Origin of the sequence: Massilia sp. DJPM01 (assembly GCF_030348125.1) — a bacterium.
Classification (GTDB): domain Bacteria; phylum Pseudomonadota; class Gammaproteobacteria; order Burkholderiales; family Burkholderiaceae_D; genus Telluria_A; species Telluria_A frigida.
Genome location: NZ_JAQOZV010000081.1, coordinates 1 through 25923 on the forward strand (window position 1 = coordinate 1; position 25923 = coordinate 25923).

At 61.1% G+C, this 25923-nt stretch carries 16 protein-coding genes and 2 pseudogenes; 8 read left to right on the forward strand and 10 right to left on the reverse strand.

From position 1 onward, the window contains the following. The coding region (locus PO883_RS31380) for a methyl-accepting chemotaxis protein (RefSeq protein ID WP_289313262.1) at positions 1-1801 on the reverse strand (1801 nt) is incomplete at its 3' end. Between the two features lie 256 nt (positions 1802-2057). Between PO883_RS31380 and PO883_RS31385 the strand changes: the two genes are divergently transcribed. Together PO883_RS31385 and PO883_RS31390 are read left to right on the forward strand one after the other, a co-directional pair. Continuing rightward, the gene (locus PO883_RS31385) at positions 2058-2282 is read left to right on the forward strand and encodes a DUF6139 family protein (protein WP_289313263.1); all 225 of its coding nucleotides are present in this window, start codon (positions 2058-2060) and stop codon (positions 2280-2282) included. 131 nt (positions 2283-2413) lie between these two features. Continuing rightward, positions 2414-3295 (forward strand): hypothetical protein, encoded by an 882-nt coding sequence (locus tag PO883_RS31390; protein WP_289313264.1) that lies wholly within the window; start codon positions 2414-2416, stop codon positions 3293-3295. Positions 3296-3309: 14 nt separating this feature from the next. Here the strand turns inward: PO883_RS31390 and PO883_RS31395 are convergent, their stop codons facing one another. The 3 genes from PO883_RS31395 to PO883_RS31405 all read right to left on the reverse strand — a co-directional run bounded on the left by PO883_RS31395 (position 3310) and on the right by PO883_RS31405 (position 9463). Continuing rightward, entirely contained in the window at positions 3310-6735 is a 3426-nt protein-coding gene (locus PO883_RS31395) for a hypothetical protein (RefSeq protein ID WP_289313265.1), read from the reverse strand. Positions 6736-6897: 162 nt separating this feature from the next. Continuing rightward, positions 6898-8232 (reverse strand): hypothetical protein, encoded by a 1335-nt coding sequence (locus tag PO883_RS31400; protein ID WP_289313266.1) that lies wholly within the window; start codon positions 8230-8232, stop codon positions 6898-6900. A gap of 49 nt (positions 8233-8281) precedes the next feature. Beyond that, the gene (locus tag PO883_RS31405; RefSeq protein ID WP_289313267.1) at positions 8282-9463 is read right to left on the reverse strand and encodes a serine hydrolase; all 1182 of its coding nucleotides are present in this window, start codon (positions 9461-9463) and stop codon (positions 8282-8284) included. 123 nt (positions 9464-9586) lie between these two features. On the opposite strand from PO883_RS31405, the gene PO883_RS31410 reads away from it, so the two are divergent. Next, complete coding sequence (locus tag PO883_RS31410) at positions 9587-10123, forward strand: hypothetical protein (protein ID WP_289313268.1); 537 nt, start codon at positions 9587-9589, stop codon at positions 10121-10123. Here the strand turns inward: PO883_RS31410 and PO883_RS31415 are convergent. Both PO883_RS31415 and rdrA read right to left on the reverse strand, forming a co-directional pair. Further along, positions 10083-10640 carry a hypothetical protein gene (locus PO883_RS31415; protein WP_289313269.1) on the reverse strand — a complete coding sequence of 186 codons (558 nt, stop codon included), beginning with the start codon at positions 10638-10640 and terminating at the stop codon, positions 10083-10085. The two genes, PO883_RS31410 and PO883_RS31415, sit on opposite strands and share 41 nt — an antisense overlap. Next, a complete protein-coding gene (gene rdrA / locus PO883_RS31420) occupies positions 10609-12744 on the reverse strand; it encodes an antiviral RADAR system adenosine triphosphatase RdrA (protein ID WP_289313270.1) in 2136 nt (711 codons plus the stop codon). The genes PO883_RS31415 and rdrA overlap by 32 nt, the downstream gene beginning before the upstream one ends. A 292-nt stretch (positions 12745-13036) precedes the next feature. Between rdrA and PO883_RS31425 the strand changes: the two genes are divergently transcribed. From PO883_RS31425 to PO883_RS31430, 3 genes are all read left to right on the forward strand, one after another. Then, complete coding sequence (locus PO883_RS31425; protein ID WP_289313271.1) at positions 13037-15238, forward strand: OsmC domain/YcaO domain-containing protein; 2202 nt, start codon at positions 13037-13039, stop codon at positions 15236-15238. Continuing rightward, the gene (locus PO883_RS35285; protein WP_167088117.1) at positions 15219-15488 is read left to right on the forward strand and encodes a PEP-CTERM sorting domain-containing protein; all 270 of its coding nucleotides are present in this window, start codon (positions 15219-15221) and stop codon (positions 15486-15488) included. Before PO883_RS31425 ends, PO883_RS35285 begins: the two co-directional genes overlap by 20 nt. Positions 15489-15592: 104 nt before the next feature. Next, positions 15593-15934: a YciI family protein gene (locus PO883_RS31430; RefSeq protein WP_167088116.1), complete on the forward strand. Its 342-nt coding sequence runs from the start codon at positions 15593-15595 to the stop codon at positions 15932-15934. A gap of 178 nt (positions 15935-16112) precedes the next feature. Here the strand turns inward: PO883_RS31430 and PO883_RS31435 are convergent, their stop codons facing one another. Together PO883_RS31435 and PO883_RS31440 are read right to left on the reverse strand one after the other, a co-directional pair. Then, positions 16113-17804: a N,N-dimethylformamidase beta subunit family domain-containing protein gene (locus PO883_RS31435; RefSeq protein ID WP_289313272.1), complete on the reverse strand. Its 1692-nt coding sequence runs from the start codon at positions 17802-17804 to the stop codon at positions 16113-16115. Positions 17805-18043: 239 nt separating this feature from the next. Further along, the gene (locus PO883_RS31440) at positions 18044-20185 is read right to left on the reverse strand and encodes a phosphocholine-specific phospholipase C (RefSeq protein ID WP_308606679.1); all 2142 of its coding nucleotides are present in this window, start codon (positions 20183-20185) and stop codon (positions 18044-18046) included. A gap of 448 nt (positions 20186-20633) precedes the next feature. On the opposite strand from PO883_RS31440, the gene PO883_RS31445 reads away from it, so the two are divergent. Beyond that, positions 20634-21536, forward strand: a complete 903-nt coding sequence (locus PO883_RS31445; RefSeq protein WP_289313274.1) for a helix-turn-helix domain-containing protein — start codon at positions 20634-20636, stop codon at positions 21534-21536. A gap of 137 nt (positions 21537-21673) precedes the next feature. Further along, the gene (locus tag PO883_RS31450) at positions 21674-23275 is read left to right on the forward strand and encodes a M64 family metallopeptidase (protein ID WP_289313275.1); all 1602 of its coding nucleotides are present in this window, start codon (positions 21674-21676) and stop codon (positions 23273-23275) included. 67 nt (positions 23276-23342) lie between these two features. Here PO883_RS31450 and PO883_RS35290 read toward each other — a convergent pair. Next, a pseudogene (locus PO883_RS35290) lies at positions 23343-24734 on the reverse strand (TonB-dependent receptor domain-containing protein); the annotation flags it as partial. A 396-nt stretch (positions 24735-25130) separates the two neighbouring features. Further along, positions 25131-25718 (reverse strand): annotated as a pseudogene (locus tag PO883_RS35295) (TonB-dependent receptor); the annotation flags it as partial. Between the last annotated feature and the right edge of the window lie 205 nt (positions 25719-25923).

Here is a 25923-nt window from a genome sequence, read left to right on the forward strand (position 1 = left end):
GATAATTGATCTGCTCGATGCCGGCGCCTTGCTCGGCCGAGGCCACCGCAATCTCCGCCATGATGCTGGTGATGCGCGTGACGCTGTTCAGGATCTCGTCCATCGCCGTGCCGGCTTCGTTGGCCAGCTGGTTGCCCGCTTCGACCTGGCCCACGCTGTGGCTGATCAAGACCTTGATTTCCTTGGCGGCGGAGGCGGAGCGCTGGGCCAGATTGCGCACTTCGCTGGCCACCACGGCAAAGCCGCGGCCCTGCTCGCCGGCGCGGGCGGCTTCCACGGCGGCATTCAGCGCCAGGATATTGGTCTGGAAAGCAATGCCGTCGATCACGGCAATGATGTCGACAATCTTGCGCGAGCCATCGTTGATCTCGCCCATGGTCCGCACCACCTGCGACACCACCGACGCACCCTTGGTGGCGGCCTGCGAGGCGCCCAGCACGAGTTCATTGGCCTGGTGGGCGTTGTCGGCATTTTGCTTGACCGTGGACGTCAGTTCTTCCATGGACGACGCCGTTTCTTCCAGGTTGGACGCCTGCGATTCGAGGCGGCCCGACACGTCATTGTTGCCGGAGGCGATGTCACGCGTGGCCGCGCTGATGTTGTCGATGCTGACGCGCACATCGCCGACGATGCCGCGCAGGCTATCGTTCATTTCCTTCAGGGCGCGCAGCATCTGGCCCACTTCATTGTCGGCGCCGACATCGAACTCGTTAACCAGGTTGCCGCTGGCGACGCTTTGTGCCACGGCAACGGCATTGTTCAGCGGCACCGTGACGGCCCGGGTCACCAGCACGGTAAAGTAGCCGGCGACGGCCAGCAAGGCCAGCATGACGCCGAGCATGGTCCAGCGCTCGGTATGGAAGTTGCCGATCTTGGCAACGAACATGGCGTCCAGATCGGTCTTGGCGGCGCTGTTGAGCGCAAACTGGGCATCGATCGCGCGGGTGGCGGCCGCCACATACTCGCTCGCGTTGAAGGTCAGCGCTTCCGGCTTGAGAATCTGGGCCGTGGCCAGCTCGGTGAGCGTGGCCGACGCCGCCACGGCTTCGTTCATCAGGGGGGACAGGCTCTTGCCGATTGCCGGGTTGTACGCCGCCGCCTTGCCGAAGGCATTCGTGGTTTGCACGACGCGGTCGTGGATGCGGCCGAGCATCGATGAAATGATCTGGCGTTCTTCCTGGCTGGCTTCCTTCTTGCCGAGCAAGCCGGCACCCTTGGCGCGCAATTGGCCGAGCTCTTCCGTCAAATTGGGGAGCTGGTAGTACATGGCCTGGATCAACTGGTAGGAATCCTTGTCCGGATCGAGGCTGAGACCGTAGTAATCGCCGATCAGCTCGTTCACCTTGAGCAATTTGGCCAGCAAGGCAGTATGCGCGGCGAAACTTTGTGGGACGGTAATGGTCTTGCCCGAGACATCGGCGCGCAAGGTTTCCCATTCGCGCTTGGGCACCGACCACAACTGGGCGATGGCCGGGTCGTTGAGCTTTCCGACGAGGGCATCGACCGCCGTGTAGGCGGCGTCGGCGTCGCGCTGCTTGGCGGCGCGCTTCTCGCCGGCGTCGCCCGCGCCGCCCAGCACCAGCGCGGACAGGCCGCGGTGCTGCTGGGTGAACTGGATCACGCGCAGCACGTTCGCCACGCCCGGCATGCCCTCCTGCTCGGACGAATAGGCCGACAGGGCCTTGCCGGCTTCCTTGAGGTACAGGTAGGTCGGAATGCTCGCCACCACGATCCCGATCACGCTCAGGATCAGATACGTGTGCCACACCTTGAGTCTGCCGAGTATTGAATGCGAGGACATGATAATTCCCTTTTATTAAGGTCAATCAGGATTGCAGCTCGAATGTTGCTCTACGCAATCAATAAACCCATCATAGCTTTATCGATCTCAATATGCATCAAAAGTACCGGCGTACTCAACAAAGATTTGCACAAAAAAGACACCTCATGTTGAATACTTAACAGACGCACAGGCAGGGCTCCACTACATTTAGGCACGGACGCTGCGTCCGCACGGAAAGCAGGAGTTCGTTTTCTCATTCTTATAGGACATCATCATGCGCTTGGACATCTACCGCAGGGCAGAACACGACGGCAAGTATTCCTACCTGGCAGTTCCGCAAGACCGCAACATCCCGAACGAGGCCACCAATACGGACTGGGAAGTCGAGGCCAGGGCCTTCGAGATCGCCGACGAGGCTGACCAGTTGCCTGACTATGCCATCGAACGCTTGAATGAACAGATTGCCGAAAAAGGCTATGCGGTGACCGCGCTGCATTAATTGCTGAGGTAAATGCCGGCGCTGGCGGTGCGCGCACCGCCAGCGCCGGCAAGGCTGTCCCATCCTGCAGTAAAATCCGGTGAATTCAATTTTGGAAGTGTCCTGCAATGCCTGTCGACGATCCTGCCGCTGTGAATGCACTGAATGCAGCCGGGCGCTTCGATGCGGACCGGCACTGGCGGGGCAATCTGCGCGCGCTGTACGACGCCATGCGCAAATACGAGGGAGAACGTGTGTGGGATGACGTTTTTCTTGCGCGCTGGACGGCGCTGGAGGACGCGGGCGCGTATTTCGGCGAGATCAGGCGGCGCGCCGGTTCACTGCACGCCTGGCCCGAGCTGCTCGAAGGCGAGAGCGAGAATTTGTATTGTGCCTCCCGGCTCAGCGATGTGATGCTGCTGCGCTTCCAGCACGGCGGCTCCGGCTATGCCGGCCCGGATATCACGTCCGACAACTATGCCGCCCTGTTCGCTCACCTTGGGTTTCGCGCCGAATTGCCGTCCCGCTTTCATCCGTTCTGGTGCGAAGTGGTGGAGGTAAGCGAAAGCAGCGGCGACACCATCGAGATGACGGGTCTGCTGTGGCCCGCGCTCTTGCTTGGAAACATGATGTTTTCCCGCGCCGGTGTCAGCGTATCGGCGCCGGCGCATTTGCTGGCCAGGGGCATTGCCGACCAGTCCGCGCTGTACTGGAGCTACTGGCGCAAGAACCGCAAGACCATCGATCTGTCGATGGGCTGGGGCAGCAACTCGCAATGGGGTACCGACCTGCGGCGCGACTTCGATCTGGGCGACCGCTATGCCTACAATGTCGATGGCGGCAACAAGCGCATCGACTTGCGCCTGCCGCTGGTCGACGACGACGAGCAAGCCATGGACTACATGGACATTGCGGACCGCATCGATTTTTTAAGGAATCGCTGCCTTACCAGGTCCGATATGCCCGGCGGCAGCGATTTTTGGCCGTATGACGATTACTTCGAGGAACTCAAGGATGGCGAACGCCATCCCTGAATGCCATCCGGCCCTCAGGCGCCGGCCAGGCCGCTCTCCGGCAGCGTCATGCCGACCAGCTGCACGGGCGTTGCCGCAACGCCGGCCGCGCCTTCGGCCTGGCTGAAACCGATGCTGGTCGCGTCGACAAAGTTTGCCTGCGTCAGTGCGCTGTGCCAGTTTACGGTGCCCAGGTCGATCCTGCCCTGCATCGTCGCCTTGCCATTGTCAGCGCCCGCCACATCCTCGATCGAGAAGATCATCGCGGCATTGCCGGTGCCGTCCACCAGCGCGACCACGTGCGTCATGGTTTCGGCGTTGTACGCGTTGAACAGGGCGCTGATCTTGGCCAGCGTGTCGTTGCTGGTTCCCGCGGCGACGATGGTGATCGACTTGTTCACCGCCAGGTCGGCCGTGAGCGTCTTGCCGCCCAAGGCAGTGAAGTCGAGGTGATCGATGCCGGCGCCCGCCGGCTTGAAGTGGACCAGGGTGTCGTTGCCGAAATTCTCGTCGAACACCACCGTATCGTTGCTCGAGACCGCCTTGCTCGCGCCCAGCGCCGTGCCCAGCACCACCACATCGTTGCCCATGCCCGGCAGGATCAGGTTGTCGCTGGCCGCGCTACTGTTCACCCCGGTGATGCTGTGCACCGCGCCGTGGTCGACCGCCATGGCGCTGGCATAGTCGCCATTCGCATTGAAGGCGGCCAGCGAGGTCTGGATCACGTTGAACACGCCATCGGTCGACACGGCGCCGCCGGTCAGCCCGTAGGCCGCCGCCCAGGCACTCACTTGCGCATCGGTCAGGCTGGCCGGGTCCAGCGCCTGCAGCGCGATGTTCAGGTCCGCCGGGCTCATCGCGCCGTCAATCAGCGCATGCACGATCAGCGCACTGCCCGGACCGTCGTTGACACGGAGCAGCTGGTTCAGCACCGGGTCGTCATTGATGGCGTGCGTGATCGCCTCGTTGATATCCTTGTCGGTCGGCATGGTCATGCTCAACGTGGTTCCCACGGTCACGCTGCTGCCGATGCCCTGGAAGCTCACGTTGACCTTGGTCCCGGCCAGCTTGTAGGTATCGAGCGCGTCGCTTTTCAGCGCGCCGAACTCGCGCGCCGGTGCCAGCAAGCCCATCTGGTCGGCGGTGTTGAACACCCACTGCGCCCCAAGGTAGGTGGTCGACGCGGCGATGTTCATCTGCCCGGCGACGAACGAGAGCACTTCCTGCAAGCCCGAGTTCTCGGCGTAGATGGCATCGTTGCCGTTGCCGCCGTCGAGCACGGCATCGCCCGCGCCCGGCTTGCGTAGCGTATCGTTGCCGTTGCCACCGCTCAGGGTGATATTGTTGTTCAAGTCCTGGTTGACCATCCAGCTATTGTTCCCCTGCACGGAAGGCAGGATGCGCAAGGTCAGCTGGTCGTCCCCGGTGCCGCCGCCCATCTTGAAACGGAAGTCTTCCAGGCCGGCCGCGCGGTCGCCGCGCTTGGCAGCCATGTTCGACGTGATGTCCAGCATGACAACGTCGTCGTTGTTGCCGCCAAGGTAAATGAAATCGACGCTTTCGCCGCGCGCACCGGTCTGGCTGCCGGGCTGGTCGATGTACTTGGCCAGCGCCAGGTCGCTCACGATGGCCTCGATATCGACCTTGCCTTTCATGGCGCCGGCGTTGACCTGGCGCACATCGTGGAAGCCGTAAGTGTCGCCATGCTGGGAGCCGCTGCGCTCGCCGACCAGGCCTGGCAAGGGCTGGTCGGCAGTGTCGGTGGCGCCGCGCACTGACACGTCGCCCTTGGACGTGCCGTTGACCAGGTTCACCGTTTCCAGCCTGTTATAGGTCGAATTGATGGTTTGCAGCCGGCTCGTGTTCTCGACGGTGATGTTGAACGCTTCCACGCCGGGCTGGGTGACGGTGCTGGTCGCCTTGGCGCCGATGACCAGGTCGCCGCCGGTGGCGCCACGGCCAACCCCGTCGAGCACGACGCTGCTGGTAATGAGTGCACGTCCCGCCGCGACCGGTCCGATTGGCATTGCCTTATGCATGGTGTCGTTTGGAATCAAGCTTGACAGCCAGCCCGAGCTGTCGTCGGTCGTCATGGTGCCGGTGCCCGGATTGGTGATCAGGATTTCCCGCCCGCTCTGCAGGTGGCCGTACTGGGTGTCGTACGCCTCGAACGGGGCGCCCAGGCTGACCACCATCTTTTCCAGGCCCGGCGTGACGGCGACCTGGGCCCGGATCGCGGCGAGCAGTTCGGGATAGGTCTGGGCCTGGTCGATCGCGGGCGAGCGGACCTGCACCGGCTTGCCGTTGAAGGTGAACACAAAGCCGTCGTAAGGATTGCCCTTCAAGGGCGCGTCGCCGGCCTCGGCCGAGCGGGTATCCATCAGTTGCAGGCGCAAGGTTTGCCCGCCAGCGGTCGGATTGAGCGCGCGCAGGGCGGCGGTGTCGAAGTACACGCCGAAGTCGACATTGCCGGCATCGGTGCCGGCCATCGCGACGGTGACGTTTTCGGGCAGCTGCGAGTTGGCGATGCCGGCGTGATCGATGACCAGGTCCCCGTGGCTGTGCTTGCTTTCCCAGCGTGTCACGCCCTTCATCGAGGCGGCGTTGATCTCGATCGGCGCGGTGGTGCTGATGCTGGCGTCGGCGCGCACGATCACGTTCTCGACGCCCTGGGTCTCCGGCGTCAGCGCGCTGGCCTGGAACACGCCGACGTTGGCGCGCAAGGTGTCGACGCCATCGCCGGCGCTGATGCGGTCGCCCGACTGCAGGGTGTTGCTGTTGCCGGCGATGTTGGCCACAAACAGATTGGGGCCGCTGACGCCGGCGAGGTTGTCGGCGCCCGTGGTCAGCACGATCGACTTGCCCAGCTGCGCCAGCGTGGCGGTGACCGCCGTTGGCGAGGTTCCCGGATCGGTGGCCGCGGTGACGTTGGCGAGCAGGTCGCGCCCGATCTGGGCGGCCACGGCGCCCCGGTAGGCGTTCACTTCGGTATCGGTGTCGAGGGCGGTGGTGAAATGATTGGCGAAGATGACCTTCTTGTCGATCAGCGCCGCATCGGCGCCATTGGCCACGATGGCCCCGGTCAGGATCGAGTGCGCGGCGGCGGCCAGGGTCAGCGAGCCGCTATCGATGGCATTGGTCCAGAACGCGAGGCCGCTCTGCGCCGGCGCGCGCCCGAACAGGTAGTGGAACACTTCGGTCACGAAGCGGGCGGTGCTGAAACCGGTCGAGGCGCTGCCGTACAGGACGGTCGATTCTCCGCTCTTGCCGAAACTGTCCATCAGCGCGCGCACGCTGGCGTTCGATGCATAGGCGGCATCGAGGCCGGAGGTGGTGGTCGGCGCGCCGGCCGCAGCCAGCGCGGCGCTCATGTTCAGGAGACCGGTGCTATCGGCGGGGCGGCCAAAATAGGAAATATAGAGTTCTTGCGCTACTTTGGTGTATGCACTTGCCGTGGCCATGGTGGTCCTTGATAGAGTGAGGGGGTGCCGGCCCAGCTGGCCTGGCGAATCACTCTATATTGCCACATCGAAATTGCAAAACGGGATGATTTTATTGTAAATATTTCTGTTTCGACTGTTTCATGCCCCACCCATGGGAAGCATGGCCGCCACGCCCCCACGTCAGCACCTGGACAGCAGGAGCGTGGCGCTATCCTTGTCCGGATGGGCCAGCAGGATTTCCTGGCACGCCAGGCGCAGCTTATCGTTACCGGACGCCAGCCAGCCGGCGTCGGCAAGGTCGGCCGGGGCTAGTTTTTTCGCTGCATCGACCACGGCCGCGCGCAGCTCTGCCGACGCGCCATTGCCGATCAGCGTCGCCAGCGCGGGCAAGACCCCGCGCAAGACCTCGGCGGACAGGACGGCGATGGCACGCGGCAGGCTGTCTTCCCTCCCGGACAGCAGCAGCCCTGGTTCCTTACCCAGGATGAGATTCAAGGGGACGCTGAGGTCGTCGAGGCAATGGCGGGCGGACATCATCAGCGGGAACAGCCCGGGCAGCAAGGCGGGGTACTGTTGCCGCCATATCAGGCAGGCCAGCCCGCCGTCGAGGCGCAGCATTGTTTTGCGTAACAGCTCGACGAAGTCGGCCGGGTCATGGCGAATGATGGCATCGACCGCGTCGAAGAAATAGTCCTGCTCAGCGCCGGGGCGGTACGGCATCGCGGACAGCAGGGTCCGCGTCATGGCCCAACGTAGTGTGGGGGGGACGTGCGGCCAACGCCGCATGATCAGTGCCGGGTCGGCTACCCGTTCATGATAGCGGTCCAGGTAGCCCGGGTGCCGGCGAAAAAAGTCGTGCCACGGCAGCCAGCGCTGGCGGGCGCTGAGCTGCGCGCTGCGTGTTCTGTGGGCCCAAGCGGCTTGAACGAAACAATAGGCCGTATTGCCCGCCACGGCGATCAGATCCGCTGGGTCGTCCAGGCACTCAAGCAGGGGCAGGATGCCGGATTGGCCATTGTCGTCATCCTTGACGCCGGCTTCCCGGCACAAGGCAAGATGCGCGTCGACCAGGGCCAGTACGTGGTCGCGTGCAATGCCCGGATAGGACAGGCGCGGTGTGACGCAGCTCAGCACGAATTCGCGCGCGGCTGCGAGCGCAACGGGATCTGTTGCGGCGCTGGCCAGCCGTTGCCGGCCCAGGGCACGCATTTCCTCGGAAAAAGCGGCGTCGCGATGCCTGACGTCGTCAGCACCGCGCCACAAGACGCCACGCTTTCCCGTCATGCGGGCGAAGGTGCGCCACAGGCCGGCGTCCTGGCGCCAGATGCAGGAGCCGGTACTGGCAAGGCCGACGATCTCCAATACGCGGACATCGCATGCGGCGATGAAGTCGATGACTTCCTGCGCACGGCCACTCTGGAAACGCTCGCCAATTTCCCGGGCAAGGACGTCGTGGCCGCCGCCGTGGACGCCGATCTCCCGCAGGGGAGTTGCGGTAAGGTTCATGTCATTCATCGCGTACCCGTTTGTTGTCAGCCGATACGCTGCGCTCGCATTCGCCTGCTTATTTCACTGCCGCCAGGATGTACTTGTCGAGTAGCTCGAAAGGAAATTCCGCCTTCTTCAAATTGTAGTTCTCGCCGGTGAACACGGCGACGATATCGAGCGCGGGGACGATCATGATGTACTGGCCGCCATTGCCGTCGGCAAAAATGACGTCGTACGACACGCGTTTCACGGTTTCCACGCTGCGCCACCAGAAATAGCCATACCCGTTGCGGTCCGGCAGCGTGGTGAATTGCGTATGCTGGCGCGTCGATTCCGCCATCCATGCCGCCGAGACCAGCTGTTTTCCATTCCACTGGCCCTTTTGCAAGGCCAACTGGCCGAGCTTGGCCATGTCGCGCGGGCGCATCTGGATGTGGCCGCCGGTATCGGTCTGGTTCCGGTTGTCGAACTCGGCCCATTTGGCGCTCTGGATGTTCAGCGGCCCGAACAGGAACTCGTTGGCGAATGCCGGGATCGGCTTCTTGCTGGCCACGGCGATCACGCGCCCGAGCGTGACCGGATTGCCGGTGCAGTAGCGGGTCGTGCTGCCGGGCGCGGCGAGCGCCTGCAGTTTGGTGTAGAAGCTGACCCAGTCGGTCTGCTGGTACATGTTTTCTTCATTGCCCGGGGAACTGCGGACCCAGTCGTCGCAGTCGAGCCCGCTGCGCATGGTCAGCATGTCTTGCAGCTTGAGGCCGAGACGGTAGGCCGGCGCGTTCGGATACAGCGGCGCCAGGTAGCTGCTCAGGGTATCGTTGACGGAGCCGACCACGCGCTGGTCGAGCGCCACGCCCATCATCAGGGAGGTGATGCTTTTGGTCGCCGAGCGCAGGTCGTGCAGGGTGTCCTTGTCGTACCCATTCCAGTATTGTTCCAGCACGGGCTTGCCGTGGCGCAGCACCAGCATGCTCGACATGCCGTGCGTGCTGGCGTCGGGCAGCTTGGCGACGGCGTCGGCCAGCACGGCGCCATCCATGCCGACTTCGGCGGCCGGAACGAGGGTCCAGTTATCCGTGGCATTGGGGGCCACGCGGACCTTGGTGTCCGGTGTGTTGCCGATCGTGTTCTTGCCGCTTCCGCCGTCGCCGCCACCGCCGCAGGCGCTCAGGGCAACGGTGACGGCAAGCAGGCAGGCGAGGGCGCCGGGGGCCCGTTTGGCCAGGCGGGATGGCAAGATGGCGTGCTGAGTCGTCTTCAAAGTGTCTCCATGTAATTATTGATGTACTTACATTTTTAAGTAACACTTGATTACAACACAAGCTTGCACTCGCAGGTGAAACAATTTCCTTTCGTGAAGTATTGATTTTTGGAAAATTACGACTTGCCGCAGCTGCCTCTGCAGGCTGGCTGGGCCTGTCCGATCGATGGGTCGCTGGGCCGCAAATCGCAGCCGCTGCTGGTCAAGCGGGCCGAACAGACTCTGAAGTACGAGGTGCTGCGCAGCGAGTTCGATCAGCTCAATCTGGTCCAATTCGGTTACTGGGATAGCGGGCGCAAAGGCTTGCTGGCCGGCGAAAGCCTGTACCTGGACCTTCGCCGGCTTGAAATGGCCTACCTGGAGCAGAACCGGCGCGAATATGAGATGACCCGCCATGTGTCGCTGGCACGGCTCGATCCGCTGGCGCTGCTGAAATTGAAAGCCATCGGTGTCTGCGAAGTGAGCATTCCCGTATGGCTGTTCGATGCGGACAGCCCCGGGCAATACATGCGGCGCCTGAAGACGGTCGCGCTATCTGTGCCCTGCATTACCGGGCCTTACACGGGCGTGCACTGCAAGCTCGCCTTGCTGCGCAGCAGCGTGCGCATCGGGCGCCATCCTAAGGCGTTGCTGGCCAGATCGAGCGATGGTTTTGCTTGAAGTGCGCGTTGCCGTGCTGTTTGATCGCGGCCAGCCAGGCATCCAGATCGGCCGACGGTTTCAGGCCATGGCCCGCGGCGGCCATCAGCAGGAATTCCGTGCGCAGCGTCGTGGGCATGATGCCGGGATCATCGGTATTGATCGTCACGGGAATTGGCCCGTCGCGCAACCCGTATTCATTGTATTTCGCTCCAGCGGCGAGGAGCTGGGCATCGGGCGGCGCCCAGCGGAAGATGGGATGTTCCTTGTACGTGCGCAGCCGCGCAATATACAGGTTGGAGGTTGGATTGGTCTCGATCGTCAGGCCGGCCAAACGATAGGTTTCGAGCAGGTGATCCTGCAGCACATGCATGAACGTTAATTCTTCGTCGCTGTCATGGTCGAAGACGAGGTTCAGGGTCTCGTCAAATTCCAGCTTGCCGCCCGCGCCCTGGCGCAGCATCACGGTCACCGCTTTTTTTTGGGGATCATCAATGCTGCTTTCGCTACGTCGGACGTAGATATTTTCGGGACTCATGCCCGGGCCCTCCTTCAATCGCAGCTTGGTTGAAGGCCTTGTTCATCACGTTATAGAAAAACCACGGGGCAGGGCTGTGGCTGTATAGATCATGCCGCGTCCGCCATGCCTCGATGCTGGCGGAAAGCTGCTCTATTTGTGCCGCGTGCAATGCGGCAACGTCGTCGGCTTCCGTTTCACTGACAGGACTATCGTCCGCATCTTCGTCATCGTCGCTTGCGATTAACTGCGTCTTGGTCGCTGCGACTGCCGCCAGCGAATGGAAGGGGGAGCGCTGGAGCAGGTTGGCAATGTCGCCGGTGCTGACATCGCTGACAAAGCTGGCAACGATCAACTCGAACACCCGGCCACTGCAGGCAAGCGTGGCGCGCTTGCTCGTCGTATAAAAATTTCGGTGAAGAAGAAGTTCGGCTGCGAAACTGGCCTGCGGACTCCCGAAATCGAGCTTGACCTTGGCCAGCACATAGCCTGGCTCTGGCGAAGGGTAGGGAATGATCGTTTCGGCCGGTATGCTCTCCAACCACTCATGCGGCGCTCGCTCGCTCGTGATGTCGAGCCAGGTCGTGGTGTCGGCGTGCAAACCGAAGTGGCGCAGGCTGTGATGACGGTGGGTCATCGGTTGAAACAGGAAGGTACCCAGAACACTGTCGTCGACATGGTCTTCGACGGCCATGTTCCACCAGTGGCGCTGCGCCGTTAAAGCCAGGTAAGCCGGTCCGCCCTCTGCGGAAAATTGGCAGTAGTTCTTCAGCAAGTCTTGACTGAAAAAAAGGAGACCGCGAAGGCGCTCGAATGCCGGGGAACCTTGCACTGTCCCGGAAAATTCCGTATATGCCTGGCGGCGCGCCGCTTCGTTAGCCGATTTGTTGACAATGCGCGTGGCCGCCGCATAGCTGCTCTTGAATGTGCGAATGGCCGATACCTTCATCGGGATCACGACCTGGCGGCGCAGTTGAACAGGGTCAAGCCCTTCGTCCGCAATCACTTGCGCCAACTCCGGGATTTGCGACTGCAGGGAATACACGAGTTGGGCAAGCGAGCGCACGTTTTTGACTGGCGGCTGGAGATAACTGTTTTCGCTTCCGTTGGTACGCTCGTTCAGGACAGCCTCGAGCCAGCTGTAAAAATGCGCCATCGTGATCTCTGGCACCGGTTTCCGGTCCGCATCGTAGAAACCTATAATCGGCGAGCGCAGATAGTACAGCACTTCCGGCATTTCGATCCGGTATTGCAGGGGCAGGATTTTGCGCTGGTATTCTTGGGCCAGGTCTTTGGCACGGTCCACGGCGTCGGCGCTGTCGGCGTTGCTATCTTTTAATAGCTTCCCGTGAAAATGGCGCCAGCTCAGATCGTTGTATAAGGCGAGATCGCCGCTGATGACCGGAAGGACGTAGGGAGACACAAGATACTTGCGGATCACTTCGAGATTGTCGAAGGCACGATCGAGCGAGGTGTCGACGTCATCGATGGGCAGCACGAGCAACTGTTTCCCCAACAAATCAAGCCCCGCCTTGAAAACCAAATGGACTTCCTGGGCGAGATTCTGGTTGCCCATGAATGCACGCAGCTTGTCCAGGCCGCGCAGGTCGCGCTGCGATTCCAGGCGTTCCAACGTATTTCCCAGGCGTTGCAGCTGTTCGTGGAAGAGATTGGCCTTGTCGTCGCCGCCGTGACGGGCAGCCTGAATGGCATCGTCGGATACCAGGCCGGCGACGATCACGTTCAAGAACAGGTCATCCGTGACTTCCAGCAGGGTAGGATCCAGCGGTTTTAAGAAGTGAACGCGCTGTTCAAGGCCGGGATCGTGTTGCTTGAGATATTTTGCAATATTCACGAGGACCGAGCTTTTCCCTGTTCCGCGTGACCCGTCAATCAAGACCCCAGTGTGCGCGCGGTTTTGATTGACGTCGTCGGATTGCGAATCCTGTTGATGAGCTCGCTGCGCCAGGTTCGTTGCTTCACGCACAATGTCCGCGAGTTTTTCGTATACAGCAAGCGCAAGCAGAACTTCCGATGAAGTCTGGGCTGCCTGTTCGCGCTGATTTATCGGGAAGAATACGACGGGTTGGTTCACGGTATGAAGATGCTGAAAGGTAATTTTCAATTCTAACACCGGGGGGGCGCGGGGCTTCAGGTTTCGGCCCTTCATCCCGCAATCTTGGTCATGCCCCAAGATGTCGCGTACCGACGCTGGCGCTGCTGTTAGCCGGGGTCGGCGTGAGGTCATCTTGCCGGCGCACTGCGCCTTGCCACTGTACACACGTGTTCGTCGACAGATGGCATGGGCCGGGGTGTAAGCGTGGCTGCTTCTACTACTCCCGCCAGCAGCTATGCCGTGAGGGCAAAAGCGACGATAATGTCGACTCCGTCATTTTGCACACTCATTAGAATTCCCCATGGAAATTAAGGTCAACTTTCTCGATAAGCTTCGTCTTGAAGCCAAGTTCGATGATTTCACAGTGGTCGCCGACCAGCCTGTGCGCTACAAGGGCGATGGCTCCGCGCCTGGTCCCTTCGATTACTTCCTGGCCTCATCGGCTTTGTGCGCAGCTTACTTCGTGAAGTTGTATTGCGTAACTCGCAATATTCCCACCGAGAATATCCGCCTGTCGCAGAACAATATTGTTGATCCGGAAAACCGTTATCAGCAGATTTTCAAGATTGACGTCGAGTTGCCGGCGGATATCTCCGATAAGGACCGGCAAGGCATTCTTCGCTCCATCGAGCGTTGTACAGTGAAAAAAGTGGTGCAAGCCGGGCCCGAGTTCGTGATCAACGAGGTGGAGAATCTGGACGCCGATGCGCAGGCATTGCTGACGTTGAAACCGGCGTCCGGGGCCAGCACCTTCATTGCGGGCAAGGATCTGCCGTTGGAAGAAACCATCGCCAATATGTCCGGCGTGCTGGCGGGTTTGGGCATGAAGATTGAAATCGCTTCATGGCGCAATATCGTTCCCAATGTGTGGTCGCTGCATATCCGCGATGCGCACTCGCCGATGTGTTTTACCAATGGCAAGGGATCGACCAAGGAAAGCGCCTTGGCGTCGGCCTTGGGCGAGTTTATCGAGCGGCTCAATTTCAATCATTTCTATGGCGGTACGTTCTGGGGCGAAGACATCGCCAACGCGGCCTTCGTCCATTACCCCGACGAGCGCTGGTTCAAGCCAGGCCGCAAAGATGCGCTGCCGGCCGGGATTCTGGACGAGTACTGTCTGGAAATTTACAATCCCGATGGCGAGTTACGCGGCTCGCATCTGATCGACACCAACTCCGGCAATGTGCAGCGCGGTATCTGTTCGCTGCCGTACGTGCGCAAGTCCGACGGCGCGGTGGTGTATTTTCCGTCCAACCTGATCGAAAACCTCTACGTCAGCAATGGCATGAGCGCCGGGAATACGCTGGCCGAAGCGCAGGTGCAATGCCTGTCGGAGATTTTCGAACGGGCGGTCAAACGCGAAATCCTCGAAGGCGAGATCGCATTGCCCGATGTCCCGCACGAGGTGCTGGCGAAATACCCTGGCATTCTGGCCGGCATTGAGGCACTGGAAGAGCAGGGCTTTCCGGTGCTGGTGAAGGATGCCTCGCTGGGTGGGGCTTACCCGGTGATGTGCGTTACCTTGATGAATCCACGGACGGGCGGTGTGTTTGCCTCGTTCGGAGCGCATCCAAGCTTCGAGGTGGCGCTGGAACGCAGTCTTACGGAGTTGCTGCAGGGTCGCAGTTTTGAAGGGTTGAACGATTTGCCTCGGCCTACCTTTGTCAGTAACGCCGTCACTGAGCCGAATAATTTTGTTGAACACTTCATCGATTCCAGCGGTATCGTGTCGTGGCGCTTTTTCAGTGCCAAAGCTGACCATGATTTTGTCGAATGGGATTTTTGCAGCCAGGGTGAGAACGCCAATGCCGAGGAGGCCGCGACCTTGTTCGGCATTCTCGAAGGCATGGGAAAAGAGGTATACATGGCGGTGTACGAGAATTTAGGCGCTGCCGCCTGCCGCATTTTGGTGCCGGGGTATTCGGAAGTGTATCCGGTGGAAGATTTGATCTGGGATAACACGAACAAGGCGCTGTTGTTCCGCGCCGATATTTTGAACTTGCATCGCCTGGACGATGCCAGCCTCGAAGCACTCCTTGAGCGTTTGGAGAACAGCGAGCTGGACGAATACGCCGACATCGCCACCTTGATCGGCATCGAATTTGACGAGAATACGGTCTGGGGACAGCTGACAACGCTGGAGTTGAAGCTGCTGATCCATCTCGCCTTGCAGCAACTCGAGGAGACGCAGGAGCTGGTGGAAGCCTTCCTGCAGTACAACGACAATACGGTCGAGCGGAGATTGTTTTACCAAGCCTTGAATGCCGTGCTTGAGGTGCAGCTCGATGACGACCTGGAACTGGCCGATTACGAGGTCAACTTCCGCCGGATGTTTGGCAACCCTCGCATGGATGCCGTCATGGGGGCGGTGGACGGTAGTGTGCGTTTCTTCGGTTTGACGCCGACGAGCATGAAACTGGAAGGGCTCGATAAGCACGAACGTTTGATTGACAGCTACAGGAAAGTGCACACCGCACGGGCCAATGCTGCGGCTAAATCGTGAAGATTCTTGCTTCCATATTCGTAGTTGCTTAGATATTGAAGTGCACAGGCGCCGATGTGAGGCTGGTTTCACGGATCGGCCTTGTGCGCGATCTCGTCAAGGATGTCGGGGATCTATACATAGGGTCCAGCGAATTTGCCATGGTCCCGCCGTCGCCGCCATTCCGGAGCCCGGTTCGCTGGCGCTGCTGGGCCTGGGCCTGGCCGATTTGGCCGCCGCGCGGGGCCGCCGCCGCGTCAGGCACGCATGACCGTGAATGGCTGTGACGTTCGGCGACCTTGATGAAGGCGCAAACGCTGCTCACACCGTCAGTACCCATGGGCCTGACGACCGGGTAAAGGAGAGTAACTGGACATGACAAAATTTCTCATTTCCTTCCCTGCGAGTGCGATGGAGGTTCCTGCTGCGGACATGGCAGCCGTCAGCGAGGCGTCGCATGCAGTGATCCGCGAGGCCAAGGCTGCCGGGGTCTATGTATTTGGTGGCGGCATCAACGCCGGGATCGGGTCGCTGCTGGTTGCGCCGGACGGCAGCAGCACCAGCGAGACCTACCGCCAGACGCGCGAGTTCGATGGGGGTTTTTGTGTGCTTGAGCTCCCGTCAAGGGACGTTGCCGTTCAATGGGCGGCCAGGCTCGCCACGGCCTGCCGCTGTGCACAAGAGCTGCGCGAGTTCCACTATGACCCTGAAAGCTGACCATTTCCAGTCGTGGGTCACTGACCAGCTTGCTGAGACACCGACCGGTGCGAGGTGTCAATTTCCGGCATGAAGGCGCCACCTGTTCCCGGCGTAATGGCGCCACGTTGACCACCAAGTTCATGGGCTCAAATTGGGTTGCAAGAATGCTTCATTTCGAGGTTTTTTCAACAGCGTTTTAGACCAGGCTTCGGTCACCTACAGCCGCTTCCTGGCATTGACGGACGGGGGCTTGGGAAAATCGTGCGATCACGTTCAGCAGCATGCGCGAGAGCACGGGATCGACCGCCAGGCTGCCGCCGAAAGTGATCGAACCGACCGAGAACACGGCGCCGCCGCCGGCATGGGGGAAGTAAACCATGTCGGCGCCGGCACGCCAGGGATTGGTGCCCTTGGCCAGATGCACCAGGCCCGGCGGGCTTCCCGCGGGATCGAGCTTGTCGAGCTCCCAGCCGGACGCGCCGCCGCAATTGAGCCCTTCACAGCCGACCAGGTCGTCCACCGCAACATCGGTATCTTCGAAGATCCAGTGGCGCGCCGCGATCACCCGGTAGGGCCGGAAATACGCGCGGTAGCCTGCCCGGGTGAAGGTAATGCCGAGCGTGCGCCACTCGGGCCGCCCGAAATCACGCCAGCGCCCGCCTGTATCGTTGATCAGCGTATGGCAGCTATGGTCGAAGCGCACTTCCATGCGGTTCTTGCTGATGGCCGTCTTCCAGTACAGGCCGTTGGCCGAAAGATAGATCAGGTTCCCGCCCTTGGCCTGGAACGCTTCGAGCGCGCGGTACATATTGGCGCTCCAGTATTCGCTGTGGGTATTGATCAGCAGGGTCTGGTACTGTTGCAGCAGGCCGGGCAGCTCATGCAGGTCGATGTCGGCGAACAGGTCGAACGCGACTTTGTTCCTGTCGAGCCAGGCGAGCACGTGCCGCTCGGCATTGGCGAGGTGCCCCTCCGCGCCCAGCGGCGACGCCGCCGGATTGGGGCGCTGACCATGCACGATAAAGGCGAACTGCCGCTCCAGGCCATCGTCGAGCGTGCTGCGGTAGAGCGAAGCGCCGCCCCATGGATTGTAGGCTTGCCACGTGTTGGTCGAGGCCAGCACCGCCAACGTGCCCGGCGCCGAGCGGCCGCCGTTGCGCACGACGAAGGTGATGTCGAAACTGCCTTCCTGGTCGGCCAGGCGGGCCGCATACAGGCCGCTTCTCCAGTGGGGCTGGATGAGCAGGATGTAGCTGACATCCCAGCGCGCCCCATTCTCGTAAGCATCGGCGCGGTAGTCTTGAGAGGCGCCTTCGATACAGGGCTGACGGAATAGCATTTCTTCATGCGCGCCAAAGCGGATCACCTGAAGCGAAAAGCGCTTCGAGGGCGCGTGCACGTACAGCGGCAGGAAGGCACCCGCCGCAACGCTGACCCATTCGGCGTAGCCTTCGATCGCATGATCGTTGGGTATCAGGCGGTCGCGTGCCAGCTCAGTGGTGCGCAGGCGCAGCCTGCCGACGACGATGGCCGACTTTCCCATGTTCTTGACGCGCACCGACAGCGCGGGATAGCGCAGCTGTTCCGGCTCCAGGTCGACGTAATAGATCAGGTTTTGCCGCAGCAGCCGCCGCACCACATACTCAAGCAATAGCACGCCCGCATACGAGCGCAGGCGCGAGGCGGGCTTCTTGTCGCGCGGCGGCATCCTGCGCGGCGAGACCCGTCGCACTTCGGTCCCGTCGGGCGCGGAAAAAACAAGGCACAGGTCTTGCATCGGCAGGTAGCCGTAGGCGAAGAAGCTGAAGCTCCCTTGCCGAGCATTCGGAAAGGCATCGACAGGCAACGAGGCGCTGGCCGAGGCATGGTGCTTCAAGAGGTAAGGCATGGGTTTTCATCTGGTCGGATTGGCGTTGTGGATCAACGTTATCGCCGACCCAAGAAGGGCAATTGATATCCATCAGTTGTCGGAACTGACAACCAATATGCTGATCGCTTTTCGGTGAAAAGTCCGACAGCCTCCCAAGTCGCTCAATTTTTGCCGTCAAAGTCGAATTGGCAATGCATCAGGAGTTGATCGATGAAACATCTGGAACTGTCCGGGGAAGACCGGCGGCGATGGGAGCTTCACGCTCCGCGCAGCGACGTGGGCCGCACGGCACCGATGATTGGATCGGTCCGGCTGGGTTTGCCGGTCTCGACGTGGCCAGCGAGCCGGCGCAGCCAGTGCGCGTCGGCGTCGCTGGCCACGCTCAGGTCATACCATCCATAACTGGCGCCGAGCACGCATTCGACCGTCGTCGCCTGGCCGGCCGCCACGGTGAAGCTGCGCGCCGCGCTGCCGTAGGCATTGTCGGTCAGCGTGAACCTGCAGGCGCGCGCGCCGTCCAGGTTCGACAAGGTCAGTTTGACGTTGCCGCTGACCGTATCAGAGGCCGCTTGCACTTCGGGCCTGGCGGCGTTGACGGTGACTGCCGCCAAGCTGCCCCTGAAGCCGCGCAGGAAGCCGTTGGGGCCGGTCACGCTCAGTTCATAGCGGCCGCTTGGCCAGCTCCAGGCGTCCTGATCGATCCGCTTGCCCGCTTCGACCGTGTAATACCAAGGCCCGCCGGCGCGTTCGCGCGAATACACGATGAACGCCACGCCCGCGCTACCGGTGTTGGCAAACGCGAGCACCAGCTGCTGGTTGCCGCTCACGCGCGCCTGTACCTCCACCGCATAAGGCAAGGCGCAGGCATGGCGTGCGCCGCTCGCCGCCGCATACGGCTCCTGCCTGGGCAACACTTGCACCTCGGGCGGCATTGGCGTTGGCTTGCCAGTCACCAATTTATAGGTGGTGGACTTGGGCAGCGAGGAGGGCCAATGGCTGTCTGGCGATGCGAACTCGAAGGCCGAGCTCAGGTCGCCGCACACCGCGCGGCGCCACGGCGAGATCAGCTCGCAGCTGACGGCGGCGCGCTCCTTGCCCAGCCCAGCCACCAGCCACTCTTCCAGGAAGCGGATCTTCGAGGTGTGGTCGAATAGTTGGGAGCACACCCGTCCGCCCTTGCTCCACGGAGAAATCACCAGCATTGGCACACGCGGGCCGAGCCCGACCGGCACCCCATTGTAGGTCTCGAAAGCGCCGACGTCGGCCAGCGTGGTCTTGCCCATGCTCGGCCGGAGCGGCGCCAGGTCGGATGGCACGTGGTCAAAAAAGCCATCGTTCTCATCGTACATCAGCAGCAAGACCGTCTTCGACCAGACTGCGGGATTGGCCACCAGCGCCGCCAGCAAGCGCGCGCTGAAGTTCTCGCCAGCATTGGGCGAGTGCGGCGAATGTTCGGTAAACGCGCTCGGCGCGACTATCCACGCCACCTGCGGCAGGCGATTGTTGAGCACGTCGTCGGCGAAGCACTTGAGCAGCCAGTCGCCCTTGGTGCCGGCGTGGTTGGCCCGGGTCGAGCCGGGCGCGATCATGCGCCCCTTTTGGTACAAGGGCGCCGTCGGCGACAAGCGGCTGCCGTCGGCATTGACACGGAAATTGCGGAAATAGGCAAGGTAGTTGTCGCCGTAGTTATCCCATTCCTGGTACACCTTCCAGCTGACATGGTTCGACTCCAGCACCTCGGCATAGGTGCGCCAGTTGGGCGCGCCACTGCTTGCGCTGGCCGAGACATTGTCCAGCGCGGGGTCGTTGTGGTAGACACCGGCCTGATCGATGTTGTAGAGACTGCCCATGGGGCCCATCCAGCCCTGGTTACTGCCGCTCAGCGAGTACAGGCGGTTCGGATCGGTTGCGCCAAAAACCGAGCAATGGTAGGCGTCGCAGATGGTGAAGGCGTCGGCCAGCGCGTAATAGAAGGGCAGGTCGCCGCGGTCGAAATAGCCCATCGACTGGGCGGTTTTTTGTTTGACCCAGGCATCCCAGCCTTGCCAGGCCACTTGCGAGCCCTTCCAGTCGTGCTCGGTTCCGAGCGATAGCGCACTGGTGTTCCGGGTGTCCAAGTGGAATGGCAACACGTAGCCGCCGCTCGCATCGGGCTGGTACCACACTGGTTTGCCGCTCGGTAGCGTAATGGCACGCGGATCGTCAAATCCGCGCACCCCCGGCAGGCTGCCGAAATAGTGGTCAAAGGCGCGATTTTCCTGCATGAAGATCAGCACATGCTCGACGTCGGCAATCGTTCCCGTGACCTGGTTGGCCGGTATGGCCAAGGCGTCGCGTATCAGCCCGGGAAAAGCCGTGTTCGCCAAGGTGGCGCCGGCCGAGGCTCCTGCTAACCTCAAGAATTTCCGTCTTCCTTCCTGGTTCATCGTTCTTGTCCTCTCGGCTAACGGTGAGGTTCGGAACACCCGGCTTGTTTACTACCCGTTCTTTTAGCAGGCACCAGGCCGCTTTGATCGCCTGTACAAGTTTAGCATCATGGAACTGAAGCGTCCGGCCGACGCGCCTGTCCAGCCGCTTGACAACACATGCGACGACAAGCCAGGCAGCTGATTCCACACCAGTCGTGACCAGTCGGTCAATCGTGGCGCCCACGAATGTGGCGCCCACGAATTCACGCTGGCGCTGGGCTCGCTGATGACGGAGCAGGGCGCAGGGAAGCGTCGCCCAAGGTCGACGACCATGTCGATTTATGCAGATTGCATATGGAAATATGCCAAATACGCCTTAAAACAGATGGTAAAATGACAATTACTGGATTTGGCCCCTCACACCGAAAGCGACACGCCGATGATCAAGAGCACCGAGGATTTACGGCGCTGGTTCCTGCAGAGCGGGGTGGCCTCGCCATTGGACCTCTGCATTGGGCCATTGCCACGTTCAAAAGCCGCTTTGGGACGCTGGTCTAGCGGCCATGCCGAACACGTGGTCCGTTCCATGAGTCCGCATCCTGGGAGTTATCGGCTTTCCCTCATGCTTTCTCCTCTGGAGGCACGGATCTGGGCCGGCAACAAGCCGGTCTGGGGTGGCATGATCGCTGCGAACCGTTTTCGGATTTCCCCGCCTGGTGAATGTGGCCAGTGGACCCAGATGAGCGCTTGCGACATCGTCAATATCTTCATTCCGGTCGAGCTGGTCGATCATCTCGGCGGCCTGCGCGATGACGCCGCCAGCAATAAGTTGGTGGCCAACGTGTTTGTGCAGGACCGGATCGTGCTCGACCTCGTGCATAAAATGCTCAATACCGCAGCGCTGGCGGGGCAGCTTGCGCAAGAGGCGTGCGATGGCTTGATCACTGTCCTTGTGTGTTATTTGCTTGAGCACTATACCCAGCCAAACAGCGTGCCCGAGAGGAGCGGCCTCGGCGGCAGCAGGCTGCGCAGCGTGCTGCGGCACATTGCGCAAAGTTCGGCTGAGTCGGTATCGAATGCCGAACTTGCCGCACTGTGCGGCATGAGCGAGGCACACTTTTCACGCGAGTTTCGGCGCGCGGTTGGGCTGCCGCCACACCAATACATGATGAAGCTGCGCCTGGAACGGGCTTGCGCGGCGCTACTGTCGGAGCAGGCGCGGGTTCTGGATATCGCGCAGGAATGCGGCTTTACCAATGCCAGCCATTTCTCCCGTGCATTTTCCTCGCAGTACGGAATGTCGCCCACGATCTTCCGCCAACAACACCGAACTGCAACATAAACCTTTACATAATGTTGCGAGCACGCTGCGCGTTACAGCAGCAGTTTTATGCAATATGAGCAGGATTGAAGGCGCGACGTTTCCAAAATGGAAACAAACTCCTGATTCGAAAACAATAAACTCGAACGAGGACGACAATGAAATTACTCACATCTTTATCGCTTACATTGGTGGCCATGGCAAGCCTGACAGTCGCGGCACAGGCGCAAAATATCTCCCTGCGCGTGAGCGTCAGCGAAGGACGAAGCGGCGTCAATTTCGCGCCGATTCACGCCGAAGTGGGTGATTTTGCGCTGACCCCGAGCCTGCCCGGCCACGCCCCAGGCCAACAGTGGCGCGTCGTCGCACGCAATGCCGCAGGTACGGTACTGCATGAAGTGGCGGTCAAAAACACCCAGCAAAGGCACATTGAAGTATTCAATCCGAAAACCGGCGCCATTGATATGTCGCGCCAGGTGAAGCAAGCTGACGGCGTGTTCGAGGTGTCCTTGCCGTTTAACGCAGACATTGCCAGCGTCGACGTACTGGCGCCGGCGTCGACCAATGTGGGCATCAAGGCCGTTACCGCACCGCTGGCAAAATTCGACCGCGCGTCACTGGAAAAAAAGGTGGGCGCCAGCAAGATGATGCGCAGCCAGAGCATGGCCGCCGCGGCGCCGGCGGCGACCGTCACCACGGTCGTCAACACGGGCCCGTCCAATGCGCGCATGGACTATGTGTTCATCGGCGATGGCTATACCGCAGCCGAAATGGGAAAATGGCAAGCCGATGCGAAGAAAGTGATCGACGGCTTCATGGCCGATCCTTTGTTCGCCGCCAATCGCGCCAACATGAATGTGCGCCGCGTCGATATCGCGAGCAATCAATCCGGGGTCGATGAGATCGATAAAGGCATCTATCGCGACACCGCCATGGATGGCGAATTCTACTGCTATAACATCGAACGCCTTCTGTGCGTCAACGAGACCAAGGTGTATAACATTGTCGGCTCGGTTCTTGGTCCGGACCAGCGCGACGTGATCGTCGTCATTTCCAACTCGACCCGCTACGGTGGTTCGGGCGGGGCGATCGCCACCGCGTCGATGAACACCTCGTCGGTCGAAGTGGCTTTGCACGAAATCGGCCATACCGCATTTGCGCTGGCGGACGAATACGAAGGCGGCACATGCGGCATCAGTTCCGAGCCAACCGAAGGCAATGTGTCGATCAACCGCACGCGTAACGTCAAATGGGGCAGCAAGATCGCCGCCGCCACGCCGGTACCCACCACGGTCGGTAGCGTTGCGAACGGCACGGTAGGGGTTTTCCAAGGGGGGCGTTACTGCTCGAACGGTATCTACCGCCCAACCGAAAATTCACGGATGCGCACCCTCGGTTATCCTTGGCACGCAGTCAATGAAGGATTGGTGAAGACGGTGTTCGGCAAGTATACCGCCGTTACCCAAACCGGAACGCTGAGCAGTGGCGGCATCGCCTACGCGCCAAACACCAGCCCGGGTTACATTCAAGCGGGCAATGGCACCTACAACGTGCAGTTGACCGGACCGGCCGGCACCGACTTCGATTTGTCCCTCTACAAATCGCTGAGCACCGGCTGGAGCAAGGTCGCGGTCAGCCGGGGCAACACATCCAGCGAATCGATCAACTATGTGGGAACCGCAGGCTATTACTACATCGAAGTGAAATCGTATTCGGGTTCCGGAAGCTACACCGTGAAATACTCCGTCCCGCCGAAGTGAGACTTGCGCTGGCACGCTTGACCCATGCCGGGATGCGGCATGGGCCACATAGCGTGCCGGCGCTCGATTACAGCTTGGCGCTGAGCGTCACGAACAGTTGGCGCGGCGCGCCCACCAGCAAGGTCTGGAAACTGCGGCCCGGGTCGGTGGCAAGGAAACCGTTGGTGCCGACCGTGCTGTAGTAGCGCTTATCGAGTACATTGGTGGCGCTGACCAGCAGTGTCACGTCCTTCAAGGTGCCCACTGATGTCATCCGATAGCCCGCCGACAGGTTCAGCACCCAGTACGCAGGCACAAACGCGTCGTTCAGGAAGGTGTAGTAGCGTTTGCTGGTGTGTTTGGCCAAGGCGTGCGCGGACCAGGGGCCAGCGCCATACGAGAGCTCGGTATTGAACATGGTCTTCGGCGTATCGACCACCTGTTTGCCGTTCGCAGCGACCAGGGTGGCGCCGTCCAGGTAGTCGGACTTGCAGGCCGAGTCGCTGTAGGTGAAGGCGTTGAACCACGTCCAGTGCCGCGCCAGCGTCCACACCATGGCCGTTTCGACGCCGTTGGTGTCGACCTTGCCGACATTGAGGAAGCTGCTCGGGCAGCCGAGGATGCCGCTGCAGTTGGCCACCGTGGCAAGACGGTCCTTGAAGCGGATCGCGTAGGCCGCGAGCGAGCCGGTGATTGAGCCCTGTTTGAAGCGATAGCCAAGCTCGAGCGTGCGCGAGGTTTCCGGCTTGAGAACCGGCGCGCTCAGGTCGAACGCCGTCTGGTTCTGTGAAAACGGTCCGCCGGCGCCGGGATTGAAGGCGCGCATATTGTGGGACACCGAGGCGAAGACTTCCTGGTCCTTGTCGATATCGTATTGCAGGCCGAACTGTGGCAGCACGGACTTCGACGAGCTCAGCGAGCCGGCCGCACGGGTGCCGAGCGGCGCGACGGTATCGATGGCCACCTTGGGTGATTTGAGGCCCACATTGACGGTGAGGGCGCCGTCGCACAGCGTGATCGTGTCCTGCAGGTGGAACTGCCTTGTTTTGGTCGAAAAATCCTGGATGAAGCCGGTACTAATGGGATGACGCAGGAAGCGGGCCGAGTTCTCGCTGCCGTCGGCCGCGTAGAAATTGCGCGTCACCACATGATTGTTGCGCTCGATCCAGACGCCCGCGTCGACCGCATGCGCCCCCGCATCCCACAGCAGATTGACAGCGACGCCGTTGCGGCTGATGCCATATTCCGAGGTGCGGATCGAGATCGGGTCGCGCGCCGAGGTGGGAGAGTAGGGGGTGTACCAATGTCCCTGGCCCTGATGGGAGTGATGGTATACGGTGCTCTTGAGCGCGACGGCGCCGCTTAGCCTGGCGTCGAGGGTGGCCCCGCCCAGCGTGTCGCGGCGCAATCCGCGCCCCAGGTAATACGCATCGTCCAAGGAGGTGACGGCGCCGCCATAGACGCCGTTGGCCGCCTTGACGGCGCGTTGCCAGTCCGGCGCATAGTTGTCCCAATCCCAGCCCAGGCGCGGCGTCATTTCGAGCGACATGTCCTGGTAGTCGGTTTCGAGGCGATCCGAGTAGTTGTAGAAGACGCTGAGCCGGTGCGCTCCGAGACGGTGGACCAGCTTGGTGTTGAACTGGTCCAGGTTTTGCGGACCATGGTCGCCCTTCCATTTGTGCGCGCGCTGGCGCATCAGGCTGGCATAGGCCTTGGTGCCGCTCGCCATCAGGCCCGTGTCGAGGCGCGCGAAGCTGCGATAGGTATGGCTGCTGCCGAACGTCTGCGCGCCGCTCACGCCGAAGGCCTGGTTCGGATCGGCGGAAAAGAACTGCACGGTGCCGCCGAGATTACTGATCGATGCGGTGCCGACGTCGCCGGCGCCTTGCGACACCGTCACGCGCGCGATGTTCTCCGCCGTGATGGCGCGGCTGATATGCAGTCCGCTGCTATTGGCGTAAGCCATGTCCCCCAGCGGCACGCCGTCGAGCGTATAGCCGATCTGGTTTTGGGCGAAGCCACGCATGCTGAACGTGCTGGACCATTCGTATGTGCCAAAGGGGTCGGCCGATTCGAAGTGCACGCCCGGGAGTTTTTCCAGCGTCTTCAGGGCGTTGGTTCCTGGCAGGCTATTGGCCAGGTCGTCGCGCGTGATGTTTTGTACCTGGCGGGTCTGGCCGGATCCGAAGATCGTGACGACCGGCCCGCTGTCTTGTACTTGCTGTGCGCCGGCCAAAGTGGCCAGGCTCTGCAGTGCCGCCAACTGGGCTGCCTTGAAAGGGAGTCGGTGTGACATGGGCATTTCCTTCCGTGAGGTGAAGGAGCGGGCCAGAGAAGGGCGGGCTTGCTCTTCACTATAGTCGTATGCATGATGCATGGCAACGCTAGCGCGTTGGGGTTGTTCGGGTTCAACGGCGCCGATACACACGCCGGCCTGAACCCGCCAGCAGCTCTCGGAAGTCATGTCAGGGCAGGCATTCTTGACGACCTTCCCTCTGAGGCGCACGACTCGTCGCGCTTTTAGGTAACGAAATTTCTTCCAAACATTGGAACTAATTTCAAGACAAAGCTGTCTATAGAACTGAATTCCTGACCTTTGTGCTTTAGTAGCACGTGGCAATGAGAAAGTCCTATGGCAAGATCGCCCGTATTACCTTCCCGGCAACGTG

Coding starts and splice junctions, on each gene's coding strand:
- PO883_RS31445 (WP_289313274.1), top strand. CDS start 20,634: ATGATCAAGAGCACCGAGGATTTACGGCGCTGGTTCCTGCAGAGCGGG.
- PO883_RS31435 (WP_289313272.1), bottom strand. CDS start 17,804: ATGCCTTACCTCTTGAAGCACCATGCCTCGGCCAGCGCCTCGTTGCCT.
- PO883_RS35285 (WP_167088117.1), top strand. CDS start 15,219: ATGCTGCGGCTAAATCGTGAAGATTCTTGCTTCCATATTCGTAGTTGC.
- PO883_RS31415 (WP_289313269.1), bottom strand. CDS start 10,640: ATGAGTCCCGAAAATATCTACGTCCGACGTAGCGAAAGCAGCATTGAT.
- PO883_RS31400 (WP_289313266.1), bottom strand. CDS start 8,232: ATGAATGACATGAACCTTACCGCAACTCCCCTGCGGGAGATCGGCGTC.
- PO883_RS31385 (WP_289313263.1), top strand. CDS start 2,058: ATGCGCTTGGACATCTACCGCAGGGCAGAACACGACGGCAAGTATTCC.
- PO883_RS31395 (WP_289313265.1), bottom strand. CDS start 6,735: ATGGCCACGGCAAGTGCATACACCAAAGTAGCGCAAGAACTCTATATT.
- PO883_RS31430 (WP_167088116.1), top strand. CDS start 15,593: ATGACAAAATTTCTCATTTCCTTCCCTGCGAGTGCGATGGAGGTTCCT.
- PO883_RS31425 (WP_289313271.1), top strand. CDS start 13,037: ATGGAAATTAAGGTCAACTTTCTCGATAAGCTTCGTCTTGAAGCCAAG.
- PO883_RS31450 (WP_289313275.1), top strand. CDS start 21,674: ATGAAATTACTCACATCTTTATCGCTTACATTGGTGGCCATGGCAAGC.